The sequence below is a fragment of the Duganella sp. BJB1802 genome (genome assembly GCF_013369445.1).
GTDB classification, from domain to species: Bacteria; Pseudomonadota; Gammaproteobacteria; order Burkholderiales; family Burkholderiaceae_D; genus Rugamonas; species Rugamonas vulcania_A.
Window position 1 is genome coordinate 1 of record NZ_JABWEF010000027.1, and the last position, 12,626, is coordinate 12,626.

At 65.6% G+C, this 12,626-nt stretch carries 13 protein-coding genes; 6 read left to right on the top strand and 7 right to left on the bottom strand.

Annotation, left to right across the window (positions count from 1 at the left end; translation table 11 throughout):
- Positions 1-1,725 (top strand): ATP-dependent DNA helicase (locus tag HUX88_RS29340; RefSeq protein ID WP_176364043.1); only part of this gene is annotated, 1,725 nt, incomplete at its 5' end.
- Positions 1,726-1,888: 163 nt separating this feature from the next.
- Positions 1,889-2,089 (top strand): hypothetical protein, encoded by a 201-nt coding sequence (locus HUX88_RS29345; RefSeq protein ID WP_117009927.1) that lies wholly within the window; start codon positions 1,889-1,891, stop codon positions 2,087-2,089.
- Here HUX88_RS29345 and HUX88_RS29350 read toward each other — a convergent pair.
- The 7 genes from HUX88_RS29350 to HUX88_RS29380 all read right to left on the bottom strand — a co-directional run bounded on the left by HUX88_RS29350 (position 2,079) and on the right by HUX88_RS29380 (position 6,958).
- A complete protein-coding gene (locus HUX88_RS29350) occupies positions 2,079-2,816 on the bottom strand; it encodes a LytTR family DNA-binding domain-containing protein (protein WP_176364044.1) in 738 nt (245 codons plus the stop codon). The genes HUX88_RS29345 and HUX88_RS29350 overlap by 11 nt on opposite strands.
- A gap of 3 nt (positions 2,817-2,819) precedes the next feature.
- Entirely contained in the window at positions 2,820-3,899 is a 1,080-nt protein-coding gene (locus HUX88_RS29355) for a sensor histidine kinase (RefSeq protein ID WP_176364045.1), read from the bottom strand.
- A gap of 3 nt (positions 3,900-3,902) precedes the next feature.
- A complete protein-coding gene (locus HUX88_RS29360) occupies positions 3,903-4,610 on the bottom strand; it encodes a LiaI-LiaF-like domain-containing protein (RefSeq protein ID WP_176364046.1) in 708 nt (235 codons plus the stop codon).
- Entirely contained in the window at positions 4,607-4,984 is a 378-nt protein-coding gene (locus tag HUX88_RS29365) for a LiaI-LiaF-like domain-containing protein (RefSeq protein WP_161090660.1), read from the bottom strand. The genes HUX88_RS29360 and HUX88_RS29365 overlap by 4 nt, the downstream gene beginning before the upstream one ends.
- Positions 4,985-5,090: 106 nt before the next feature.
- Positions 5,091-5,249 carry a hypothetical protein gene (locus tag HUX88_RS29370; protein ID WP_175047973.1) on the bottom strand — a complete coding sequence of 53 codons (159 nt, stop codon included), beginning with the start codon at positions 5,247-5,249 and terminating at the stop codon, positions 5,091-5,093.
- A gap of 169 nt (positions 5,250-5,418) precedes the next feature.
- The gene (locus HUX88_RS29375) at positions 5,419-6,300 is read right to left on the bottom strand and encodes a LysR family transcriptional regulator (protein ID WP_117009922.1); all 882 of its coding nucleotides are present in this window, start codon (positions 6,298-6,300) and stop codon (positions 5,419-5,421) included.
- A gap of 40 nt (positions 6,301-6,340) precedes the next feature.
- The gene (locus tag HUX88_RS29380) at positions 6,341-6,958 is read right to left on the bottom strand and encodes a hemolysin III family protein (RefSeq protein WP_117009921.1); all 618 of its coding nucleotides are present in this window, start codon (positions 6,956-6,958) and stop codon (positions 6,341-6,343) included.
- A gap of 255 nt (positions 6,959-7,213) precedes the next feature.
- Here HUX88_RS29380 and HUX88_RS29385 point away from each other — a divergent pair, with 255 nt between their 5' ends.
- From HUX88_RS29385 to HUX88_RS29400, 4 genes are all read left to right on the top strand, one after another.
- Complete coding sequence (locus tag HUX88_RS29385; RefSeq protein ID WP_117009920.1) at positions 7,214-7,609, top strand: BlaI/MecI/CopY family transcriptional regulator; 396 nt, start codon at positions 7,214-7,216, stop codon at positions 7,607-7,609.
- Positions 7,606-9,249: a M23/M56 family metallopeptidase gene (locus HUX88_RS29390; RefSeq protein WP_176364047.1), complete on the top strand. Its 1,644-nt coding sequence runs from the start codon at positions 7,606-7,608 to the stop codon at positions 9,247-9,249. Before HUX88_RS29385 ends, HUX88_RS29390 begins: the two co-directional genes overlap by 4 nt.
- 87 nt (positions 9,250-9,336) lie before the next feature.
- Complete coding sequence (locus HUX88_RS29395; RefSeq protein ID WP_176364048.1) at positions 9,337-11,469, top strand: TonB-dependent siderophore receptor; 2,133 nt, start codon at positions 9,337-9,339, stop codon at positions 11,467-11,469.
- Between the two features lie 11 nt (positions 11,470-11,480).
- Complete coding sequence (locus HUX88_RS29400) at positions 11,481-12,581, top strand: acyltransferase (RefSeq protein WP_176364049.1); 1,101 nt, start codon at positions 11,481-11,483, stop codon at positions 12,579-12,581.
- The last annotated feature ends 45 nt before the right edge of the window (positions 12,582-12,626 follow it).

Genomic DNA, 12,626 nt, shown 5'->3' on the forward strand with positions numbered 1-12,626 from the left:
GCCAGCAAGCGCGGCGTGTGCCTGCTGGCGCAAGCGCCCACCGGCATCGGCAAGACCGTCGGCAGCCTGTTCCCGATGCTCAAGGCCAGCGCCGAGCACGGCGTCGACAAAGTGTTCTTCCTGGCCGCGAAAACCTCGGGCCGGCAGATGGCGCTGGACGCGGTCGAAGTGATCCGCGCGGGCGCTCCTCTGCTGCCGCTGCGCACGCTGGAGATGGCGTCCAAGAGCACCGCCTGCGTCAACCCGGACAAGGCCTGCCACGGCGATTCCTGCCCGCTGGCCAAGGGTTTCTACGACCGCCTGCCGGCCGCGCGCCAGGCCGCGCTGGACATCATGCTGCCGCCGGCGTCCGGCCCAAGCGCCACCCTGCTCGCGCTGGACCGCGACACATTGCGCGCGGTCGCGCTGGCGCACGACGTCTGCCCCTACTACCTGAGCAGCGAGATGGCGCGCTGGTGCGACATCGTCATCGGCGACTACAACTACTACTTCGACCTCAGCGCCATGCTGCACAGCCTGACGCTGCTCAACGACTGGAAGGTCAACGTGCTGGTGGACGAGGCGCACAACATGGTCTCTCGCGCCCGCAAGATGTACTCGGCCGACATGGAGCATGCGTCGCTGCGCCTGCTGCGCAAGGTGGTGCCGGAGGAACTGAAAAAGCCGCTCGACCGCGTACACCGCCAATGGAACCAGCTGGAGAAGGACCAGACGGCCGAGTACCAGTCGCACGCAACGCTGCCGGAAAAATTCATGGGCGCGTTGCAGACGGCGGCCACCGCCATCGGCGACTACATGGCCGAGCATCCCGCCTACGTCGACGCCGACCTGCAAGAGTTCTATTTCAACGCGCTGCTGTTCACGCGGCTGGCCGAAAGCTTCGGCGACCACGCGCTGTTCGACATCGAAAAATCCGAAGGCGCGCGCGCCAGCCATTCCAACTCCGTGCTCTGCATCCGCAACATCGTGCCGGCGCCCTACCTCAAGCCGCGCTTCGAGAGCACGCACACCACGGCGCTGTTCTCGGCCACGCTCAGCCCGTGGAACTACTTCGGCGACATGCTCGGCATGCCCGACACCACGGCCTGGGTCGACGTCGAATCGCCGTTCGTGGCCGAGCAGCTGTCGGTACAGGTGGCCGCGCACATCTCCACGCGCTACCAGCACCGCCAGCAATCGCTGCGCCCGATCGCCGAGCTGATGGGCGAGCAATACCGCCGCCAGCCGGGCAACTACCTGGCCTTCTTCAGCAGCTTCGACTACATGGAAAAGGCCGCCAACCAGTTCGCCGAGCACTACCCCGAGGTGCCCGTGTGGCGCCAGTCGCGCCGCATGGACGAGACGGAACGCGCGCAGTTCCTGGCCCGCTTCACGCTCGACAGCGCCGGCATCGGTTTCGCGGTGCTGGGCGGCTCCTTCGGCGAGGGCGTAGACCTGCCGGGCGCGCGCCTGATCGGCGCCTTCGTCGCCACGCTGGGCCTGCCGCAGATCAATCCGGTCAACGAGCAAATCCGCCAGCGCATGGACGCCATCTTCGGCGCCGGCTACGACTACACCTACACCTATCCCGGCATGCAGAAGGTGGTGCAGGCGGCCGGCCGCGTGATCCGCACACAGTCGGACCGCGGCACCGTCTACCTGATCGACGACCGCTTCGGCCGGCCGGAAATCCAGCAGCTGATGCCGGCCTGGTGGCGCATCGAACGCAGCGCCGTCCCGGCGTAGTGGATCGCCGCCTGTTCGTCCATAGCGATATGCAATCAACAGTCGCAAACATGTCTGCTATATTGGTCTGACTGGTGTTCCGCGCGCCCCGCACCTGCGCGTATGGCAGGTGATTGTCGACTCACCCAGACTCCGTGAGCCTTAGGTTTTCAGAAATGATGACATGAGACTACGGGAAAATACGCGCCTGGCCATCGCGATCCAACACGCCATCCTCATCGACGCCACCGTCGGTGCCGCCCATGCGTGGGCCTACCTCAGCGCGCTCGACGTGCCGCAATCGACCATCCTGCGGGTGCTCTCCTGCACCGGTCAGCGGCGCGCCTCCGACCCGCAAGCGGCGCGCCAGTTGACTACTGAATGACCGCGCGTATCTTCTGGTAGCCGCTGCGGCTGACCGGAACCTTGCCGCCGTCCTTGAGGATGGCGACGTAGCTGTCCTTGGTGGCCTGTTCGATGCGATCGACGCAGGCGATGTTGACGATCCACGAGCGGTGGATGCGCAGGAACTGCCCGGGGTCCAGCTGCGCCTCCAGCTCCGCCATGCGCTGGTTCTTCAGGTAGGACTTGCCCTCCGAGCGGATCTGCACATAGTCGTCCTGCGCCTCGATCACTTCGATCTTGTCGCTGTTGATGACGTGGACCTTGGCGCCGTCGCGTATCAGCACGCGGCCCAGCGGCTTGTTGCGGGCGGCCGCCTCGCGCACCATGTTCTCGACGGCGGCGTCGCCGTCGCCCTTGCCCAGGTTGGCGCGCGCGTGGACCAGCGCCTGGTCGAAGCGCTGCTGGCTGAAGGGCTTCAGCAGGTAGTCGAGCGCGTGGAACTCGAAGGCCTTGATCGCATACTGGTCGTAGGCGGTGGCGAAGATGTAGCGCGTCTTGCGGCCCGCCAGTTCGGCCACCTCGAAGCCGTCCAGCTTGGGCATCTGGATGTCCAGGAACACCAGGTCCGGCGCCAGCTCGGTGATCGCCTTGACGGCCTCGAAGCCGTTGGCGCATTCGGCCACCACCTCCACGTCCGGATGCTCGCCCAGGTACTCGCGCACGACGCCGCGCGCCAGCATTTCATCGTCGACGATGATGATACGCATGCTCTACTCTCCTTCTTCGCCTGTCTGCGCGGGCATCGCGATGTCCACGCCAAAGCTGTTTTCGTGACGTCCCCAGTGGATGCTGGCTTCGTGCTTGTAGGCGCCGGACAAACGCTGGCGCACATTGGTCAGGCCGATGCCGTGGCCCTCGCTGCGGTTGGACGACATGTCCGGATCCACCGGATTGTCGACGCGGATGTGCAGCATCGAGCCGGCGCGGCGCGCCGTCACCCGTATCGTGCCGCCGTCCGGCATATTGCAGATGCCGTGCTTGACGGCGTTCTCCACCAGCGGCTGGATGATCATCGGCGGCACCAGGCAGGCGGCGGCTTCCGCCTCGACCTGCTCCTCCACCTGCAGCCGCGCGCCGAAGCGCACCTGTTCGATCGCCAGGAAGTGGCGGATCAAGCGCATCTCCTCGTCCAGCGTGACCTTCTTGTGCGCCTCCATGCCCAGGCTCTGGCGGAAGAAGCTCGCCAGTTCCAGCGTCATGCGGCGCGCCGCCTTCGGGTCCTGCGAGGTCAGCGCGCTGATCGAATTGAGGCTGTTGAACAGGAAGTGCGGATCGATCTGCGTGCGCAGCATGCGCAACTCGGCCTCCTGCGCCATCAGCAGCGATTCCAGCTCGCGCTGCTCAGCGCTCTTGGCGCGCACGAACTCGATCACCAGGTAGTGCACCGCCGCCGCGAAACCGTACAGCAGGATGCCCAGGCCGACGATCAGCGCCGACAGCTGCGGGCTGAAGGCGATGCCGGCCCACGACACGCCGAGCATCTGGCAGGCGCCGTTCCAGGCGCGCCCCACCGCCAGCCACAGGAAGCCCGACACCGCCGCCGCCACCGTCAGCACCAGCGCGGTGGCGGCGGGCCGGTTGCCGCCGAGCGGATAGGCGCGGCACACGTAGTAGGCCGAATAGCCGGCGGCGAAGGCGTACAGCAGGTTCAGTGGAATCGCGAACGCCATGGCGTTGGCCAGCGGCGCGTCGCCCGCCAGCGAGATCACCCCACCCAGCGCGATCCCGAGGAACAGCCACACCAGCAGGTAGATGACGATGCCGCGCCGGCTGGAGGAAATCTCCTGCATGCTTTAGTTACGCACTTCCAGGCCGCCCATGATGGCGTAGCCGCGCACGATCAGGCGCTTGGCCGGCGTGGGAGGCGGCACGGTCTTCTCCTCGAAGCCGCCCATGATGGGTGTGCCTTCCAGGACCACGGTCCAGTCGATCGGCACCTTGATGGTGATCCCGCCGAACATCGAGAACACGTTCAGCACCGCCTCGCCGTTGATCGAGCTTTGACGCAGGTCCAGGTCGCAGCCGCCCATCACCGTGGTGATCTCGCCGCCGCGGAAGTCCGGCGACGTGATGCGGCGCTTGAAGCCGCCCATGACGGCCGTGACGTTGACCACCGAATCGTCGCTGGTCTTGTCGAGCGTGTCGGAGCGCGGCTCGAAGAAGGAGCGGCCGGTAGTGGACTTGAACATCACCGACAGTCCGGCGGCGATCAGTATCAGCGGCCACAGCGAACGCCAGGCGATGTCGATGAAGCCGGTCTCCTTGAGCAGGACCAGGCAGCCGACCAGTATCAGCGCGCCGCCGACGACGGCGCCTGACGTGGTGCGGGTCTGCACCACCTTCAGGATGCCGAAGAAGATCAGCGCGGTCGGCCACAGGTGCAGCGTGAAGTCCAGGTCCAGCCAGCCCAGGTTATCGAGCAGGAACACCATGCCGATGATGACGACGGCCACGCCGACGACCAGTTGCGAGGCGGGATCGCGTTGACGTTTCGTTCTCATTTCTGCTCCTTGATCGAGGCGGAGATATTTTCCAGCAAAGGACGCAGCACCAGGCCGATGCCGCAGGCGACCACCAGCGCGGGCCAGGTCTCGCCGAAGCCCAGGCCCCAGATGTGGTTGAACGACACGTACCACCAGCCGGCCAGGAAGATCTCCCACAGGCCGTTGAGGAAGTAGCGTGGTGTGGTCGGCGGAATGATCTTGGTGACGCCGGAGATCACCAGCAGCCATGGCCACCAGCGCCAGAAGTTCAGGGGGTTGAAGTCCAGTTCGATGATGTCGGCGCGGTCCAGCAGCAGCACGGTGCCGGCGATCACCAGCGCCATGCCCCAGACCATTTGCTGGCGCCAGCGGTAAGCGGTGTGAATACTCATGTCAGTCCCCAAAGTCGGTATGGATGTAACGATACCGGGGAACTGCGGGCGGGGAAACCGCTATTCGGCGAACGGCGGAAAAGGGCCGGTGAACGGCGAAAAAAAATCAGCTGCGGCCGTTACCGACCTTTTGTTCGAACCCCATCATGCCCCAGCCGAGCTGGCGCCGGATCTCGTCCGGGGTCGGCGGCGGCTGGACCGCGTGGGAGCGGCGCTCAAGGTAGGCGCGCACCAGGAATTTCGATGGATGGGTAGTCTGCGACATGATGGCCTCCCTGCGGCGCCGACGCGTTGTTGGTGCCGATATTCGAGGCTATCGGCTCACCTGCCGCCGGAGCGCTCACCGGGTTGGTCCGGGCGCTGCTCCAAGCATGCAAGGCCAGTGTAGCGCCGCACCGGATAGCTATCTGTACGGCGCCGCACACTGCGCCGCTTCAGAGCTTCTGCTGCAGGAACTCGAGGAAGCAGCTGATGCGCTGGGCCAGCTGGGTGTTGCGGTAGTAGACCGCGTGGATCTGCTGGCAGTAGCCGGTGTTGGCGTCTTCGAGAATGGGCACCAGGCGCCCCGCCTCGATGTCGGCGCGGGTCATGAAGTCCGCCAGGCAGACGATGCCCTGGCCGGTCAGCGCCAGCTGGCGCAGCGTCTCGCCGCTGGAGGCCGCGATCGACGGCGTGATCGGCAGGCTGTTGCCGGCCGCGTGACGCAGCGGCCAGTTGTTGCCCTGCTCATACTGCGCGAAGCCGATCAGCGAGTGGCGCGCCAGTTCCTGCGGCGTGTCCGGCGTGCCGTGGCGGCGCAGGTATTCCGGGCTGGCCAGCACGTGCAGCGGGCTCGATGTGAGCGCGCGCGCGTGCAGCGTCGAATCGGTCAGCGTGCCGATGCGGATGGCGATGTCGGTGCGGTGCTCGATCAGGTCGGTGATCTGGTCGTTGCTGCTCAACTCCAGCTTGATCTCCGGGTACAGCGCGCGGAACTCGGCCATGTGCGGCACCACGCAGTGGAGCATGAACGGCGAAGCCGCGTCCACGCACAGGCGGCCTGCCGGCTTCTGGCGACGGATGCGAATGGTTTCCTCGGCTTCTTCCATCGCGCCGAGGATGGCGCGCGCGCGCTCGAGGAACAGGTGTCCCTCTTCGGTCAGTTCCATGCGGCGCGTGGTGCGGGTCAACAGCGAAGTGGCCAGCTTGTCCTCGAGCCGCGACAGCGCGCGGCTGACGCCGGACGTGGTCTGCCCGAGGTGGACCGAGGCGGCACTGAGGGTGCCGCTGTCGATCACGGTGATAAAGGTTTTCAGGTCGTCGGAATTAATATCCACTGGTGCTCTACTCTCGAAATCCTACAGTTGTACAGGTGCTTCACGCTACATACAGCAATACCGCGCCAAAATGGCAGGCGCTGCCGCCCAGCACGAACAAGTGCCAGACGCCGTGGCCGTAGCTCCATTTGTGGTCGGTGACAAAGAAGGCGATGCCCACCGTGTACACCACCCCACCGGCCGCGAGCCAGGCGAACCCGCTCCAGCCCAGCGCGTCGATCAGCGGGCTGGCGCCGATCACGGCCACCCACCCCATCGCCACGTAGATCACGAGCGACAGGACGCGCGCGCCCTTGGCGAACCAGATTTCCTGCAAAATGCCGATCAAGGCCAGTCCCCAGACCACGCCGAACAAGGACCAGCCCCACGGTCCACGCAGGCTGACCAGCGTGAACGGCGTGTAGCTGCCGGCGATGAGCAGGTAGATGGCGCAATAGTCCATCTGCCGCAGCACGTCCTTGGCGCGGCCGCGCAGGCTGTGGTACAGCGTCGACGTCAGGTACAAACCCAGGAGCGTGGCGGCATAGATGCTGAAGCTGACCACTTTCCAGGCGTCGCCGCTGCGCGCCGCCAGCACAATCAGCAGCGTGCCGCCGATTGCCGCGAGCGCGGCGCCCACGGTGTGAGTGATGCTGTTGAAGCGCTCTCCGTAATACATATGTGTTTCCAATACAGTGAGGCAGCGGCGGAAAGCTGCGGCCTCGAGCATTGTATAGCGCATTTCATAACGGTGCTGCGGGTTTCACCTTGCCGCCTGTTCCACGCGACTGTACATAATTTGGCAATTAGCAAAAACTTAATCGTAACATATAAGGAATTAATACAAAGCAATGTTACAAATTTTTAGACAACAATTGACGGGCATGCGACATGTGTCGCATAATCATCCCATCTGTCGCAGAAAGGCTAAACCATGAGCATCCCGATTCCCATCCCGTCGGTCACCGAGCTGACCTTGCTGAAAGCGCTGTGGAAACAGCAGCCGCTGAGCGCCCGCGAACTACATGACGCCGTCGCCGACGAACTGGACTGGTCGTTCTCGTCCACCCGCAAAACGCTGGAGCGCATGCTGGACAAGCAGATGCTGGCCCAGCACACGGCGCATGGCGTCAACGTCTACAGCGCACGGCTGGAAAAGGTCGGCACGCTGGCGGCCTTCGCGCATGATTTCGGCAGCCGCGTGATGGAGATGGCGGCGCCACTGCCGGTCACCATGTTCACCGGCAGCAAACTGGTCGACCAGGCCGAGCTGGCGCAACTGGAGCAGCTGCTGCAGGATTGGCCGTCCGACGAGGCCGGCAAGCCATGATGCTGGCCTACGTGGTGCTGTTCAAATGGATGCTCGCCAGCGTCAGCTGCGTGCTGGCCGGGACGCTGGTGTGGGCGGTGCTGGCCCCCGCGCTGCGCCGCTGGCCGGCGCTGCTGCCGCGCCGCGCGCTGTGGCTGGCGGCGCAAGGCGTGACGGCTGGCGCCGCGTTGCTGGCCCTGCTGCCGCACAGCGCGCAGCACAGTTTGGCGCCGACCGTGACGCTGAGCGCGGCCGAGTCGTCGGCCATCCGCGACGCGCTGCCGGCGCTGGCCGGCGCGGGACCGGAGCATACGTCCGCCGCCATCGCACCGGCAGCATCGCAGGCACAGACCGACGATGCCGGCGATTCCGATCTGCCTCCCCTCCCCCTTATCCTTCCCGCCGCCTGGTCGCTGGTGTATGCGGCCGGCCTGGCGTGGATGCTGGCGCGCTGGCTGCGCGCGCGGCACGTCTGGCGTGGCTTGCTGGCCGCGTCACAGCACCTGTCGCCGCAGGAGCTGCGGGCGCATGGCGCCTTCGACGCCGCGCAGCTGACCGAAATCGCCAGCCACCGCCTGGCCGTGATGGAAACCGACGCCGCCATTTCGCCGATGCTGGTCGGCGTACGGCGCCCGGTGCTGCTGCTGCCGCGCCACCTGCGCGGCTTCAGCATCGAGCAGCAGCACATGGTGATCGCCCACGAACTGCACCACTGGCGCGCACGCGATCCGCTGTGCCTGGGCGTGGCGGCTTTGCTGCAAACGGTATTCTGGTTCAACCCCGCGCTGCGCTGGATGAACGGCAAGATGGAATGGGCGCTGGAGCTGATCTGCGACCAGCGCGTGCTGGCCGGACGCCCGCAACAACAACGCAAGCAATACGCCGCCGCCCTGCTGCTGCAATGGAAAGCGCAAACGGCGGCGATTCCGACCGGCGGCGTGGCCTTCGGCGGCATCGACGGCGCCACCGCCACGGCACGCATCCGCCAGATGCGGCAGGCGGCGCTGCCAGTGCCCAGCAAGGCCGCCGCGTGGAGCGTGGCCGCGTTGATGGCCGCCGTGCTGGCAGGCGGCGCCCTGCTGCAGCCTGCGCTGGCCTTCAATGTGGACCGCCAACTGGCACCCGCGTCGATGCTGGCCGCGCCTGCCGCCGATACCGCGATGCCGGTTGCGCGCCCGGCGGACGGCGGCGCGGCAGCCGCGTCTCCCGCCGACCAAGCCTGGCGCAACCCACTGGACAAGATGCGCGTCACAGGCCTGTTCGGCGTGCGCCGCAGTGTGCTGGTCACGCCGCATAAGGGCATCGACATCGCGGCGCCGAGCGGCACGCCGGTGCATGCGGTGGCGGACGGCGTCGTGGTCGGCGCCGCACAGCTGACCGAGAACGCCAGCCGTTACGGCAACACAGTCATACTCCAACATGACGGGCAGCGCACGTTGTACGCGCACCTGACCAGCATGAACGTCAAGCCTGGCGCCATCGTGAAGGCCGGCCAGCAGATCGGCACCGTCGGCGAGACCGGCTTCGCCACCGGCCCCCATCTGCATTTCGAGGTGCGGCAAGACGAAACGTTAATCGACCCCGCCACCAAGCTGGCCAACCTGGACGCCGTCAGCACCAGGCACGCCCTGCGCGTGCGCCGCCAGCAGCTAGGCTACTAAGCCCTCCCCCTACAAGTTCCCCGAACCGCAGCCACCACGCTGCGGCCGGGTGAACTATCGCCCGCGTTTTTGAAGACAAGGATGAATATGCAGCTACATCACATCGCCGGCAGCCTGTTGCTGCTGGCCGCAGGCGCCTACGCCGCCGACAACGAGACGCCGGAACCGCCGCAAGTCAAGGTGAGCGGGCTGCGCGCCGACCAGCGCCAGCGCGAGACCACCACCAGCATCGTCGTCAACCACGACGACATCATGCGCCAGGGCGACCAGACCCTGGCCGATGTGCTCAAACGCCTGCCCGGCATCAGCATCACCGGCGTGCCGGGACGCGGTGGCGCGATCAGCATGCGCGGCTTGGGCAACGGCTACACGCAGATCATGCTAAACGGCGAACCAGTACCGGCGGGCTTTTCGCTCGACACCATCGAGCCGGAAACCATCGAGCGCGTCGAAATCATGCGCAGCGCGACCGCGGAGTTCAGCAACCAGGCGGTGGCCGGCGCGATCAACATCATCCTCAAGAAAACCATACGGCGCGGCCAGCGTTCGATGAGCGCAAGCCTCGCGCGGCAGGCCGGCGTCGATACGCCTGCGCTGTCGGCTACGCTGTCGGACCAGGATGGCGGCTACTCCTACAGCCTCGCCGCGACGCTGACGCGCAACCGCACGGTGGCATCGTTCAACGACCTGGAAGAACTGAGCAACGCAAGCGGCGCCCTCGTGGAGCAGCGCCGCACGGCGAAGGCGGAATCCGGCCGCACCGACGCCCTCACCCTCACGCCGCGCCTGAACTGGACCTTCGCCGGCGGCGATACGCTGACCTGGCAAGGCTTCACCAATCTGCGGCGGGTCGACAAGATCCACAGCGAAGACGAGACCGCGCTGCTCGGCCCCCATAGCGAATATCCGCGCAACCAGAACCATTTCGCTGCCAACTTCGTCACGCTGCGCAGCGACCTGAATTGGACGCATCTGCTGGAGAGCGGCGCCAAACTGGAAGCCAAGCTAGGACTAAGCCACAACCGGCGCACCGGCACCTTCGACTTTGACGGCATGGATGTCGACGGCAAGCCCTCCGGCCGCCACCACGTCGACTCCGGACCGTCGGAAACCAGCGTGACGGCCAGCGGCACCTACCGCCATCCGGTCGGCGAGCACCATGCTATCGCGCTGGGCTGGGACGCCAGCCACGCGGTGCGCAACGAAGACCGCAACGAGACCCTGTTCGACGGCAGCGGCGCGCAGACCGGCAGCAATAACGCCGACTACCGCGCCAACGTCAACCGCCTGGCCCTGTTCGCGCAGGACGAATGGCAGGTCACCGAGCGCTATTCGCTGTATCTGGGCCTGCGCCACGAAAGCCTGTCCACCTCCAGCCGCGCGAACGCCGCCAATGCGCCGGATGCGCTGGACCTGCGCTCGCAGGTGTGGAGTCCTTCGCTGCAATCGCGCTATCAACTGCCGAACAAGGACGTACTGCGGTTTGCCGTCAGCCGCACCTACAAGGCGCCGCCCTTGTCGCAGCTGGTCCCGCGCCGCTACACCAACGACAACAACAATAACGAAACCAATCCCGACGAACAGGGCACCCCGAACCTGCGGCCGGAACTGGCCTGGGGCATGGACGCGGCTTATGAGCACTATCTCGGCGCCGGAGCGCTGGTCAGCGCCAGCACCTATGTGCGCCGCATCCGCGACGTGACCTTGTTCCACCTGTTCCAGCAAGACGGCGAATGGGTGGAAGCGCCATTCAACAACGGCAACGCCAACGTGCGCGGGATCGAGTTGGAAGCCAAGCTGCCGCTGTCGCCCAAGCTGGACCTGCGCGCTAACATGTCGCGCAACTGGTCGCGGGTGGACAGCGTTCCGGGACCGGACAACCGGCTCGAAAACCAAGTGCCGTTCACGGCCAACCTTGGTGCGGACTATCGCCTGCCCGGCGCGGCGTGGACCTTGGGCGGGAACCTGAACTACCAGGCCGGCGGCCCGGTGCGGCAATCGGCCCAGGTGCTGATGAACACGAGCCCGAAACGCGAGCTCGATCTGTACGCGCTATGGAAGATGGACGCGAAGACGCAGTTGCGCTTCTCAGCCAGCAACCTGCTGCGCCAGCAGTCGTTCGAATCTCATGAATACGTCAATGATTTGGGGCGCCGTTATCGCATCTCGCAAACGCCGACCAGCGCCACGTTGCGCATCCTGCTGGAACATCAACTGTGAACGGACACCCGATGAGAAACAACCATATCGACACCTTGCGCGGCGTGGCCATCATGTGCGTGCTGGTGCTGCACTTTACGCTGGCTTATGGTCTGAAAAACAGCCCGCTGGGCGACATCCTGCCCGGTTGGCTGCTGCGCGCGGCGCTTCAGGGTAACTTCGGCGTGACGATGTTCTTCACCGTATCCGGTTATCTGATCACATCGATGTCGCTGCGACGCTGGGGCGAACTGTCGCGGATCGATATCCGTACATTCTATTTATACCGTTTCGCGCGCATCATGCCTGCCCTGCTGCTGGCGTTGGCGATCATCGTGGTTCTGGGGACTTTCGACGTGCCCTTCTTCTCCAATTCCGACGGCGACGTGGACCGGCCGGCCAGCTACTTCCTCATCGCCGCCGGATCGGTGCTGACGTTCTGGCACAACCAGCTGATGCAAACCGCCGGCTACTTCAACTACTGCCTCAATGTGTACTGGTCGTTGTCGGTCGAGGAGATGTTCTACCTGCTGCTGCCCCTGTCATGCCTGCTGCTGCGCCGCAGCTGGATGATCGTGCTGCTGTGCTGCGTGGCCATCGCGGCCGGGCCGCTTTACCGCAGCCAGCATACCGACAACGAGATCTATTTCATGTACAGCTACCTGGCCTGCTTCGACGCCATCGCCATTGGCTGCCTGACGGCGATGCTGGCGCGGTGCGAAGTGCCGGACGCGCGGCAGGGACGCATGCTGCGCATCGCGGCCGGCATCGCGCTGGCGGCGCTGTACCTGCGCGGCATCGAGGGCCATGAGGTATTCGGCTTCACGCTGGTGTCATTGGCGAGCGGCGTTTTCCTGCTGGGCAGCTCGGCGCCTTCCGCGACGGGGCGCGCGCCGCGTGTGTCGGTGCTACGCTGGTTCGGCCGGCACAGCTACGAGATCTACCTGTTCCATATCATCGTCCTGGCGGCCATGCGCAACGTGGTGGACAAGGCGCACCTGAGCTACGCCGCCCGGCTGCCATGGCTGCTGCTGTTCCTGTGCCTGACGGCGCTGGCCGCCGCCCTCGTCGCCCGCTACGTCTCCGAGCCGGCCAACGCCGCCCTGCGCAGGACACGGATCAAGAGCATGTAGCGCCTGTTGTGGTATGGTTCGGTTTATGACGCAAGCACAAATTCA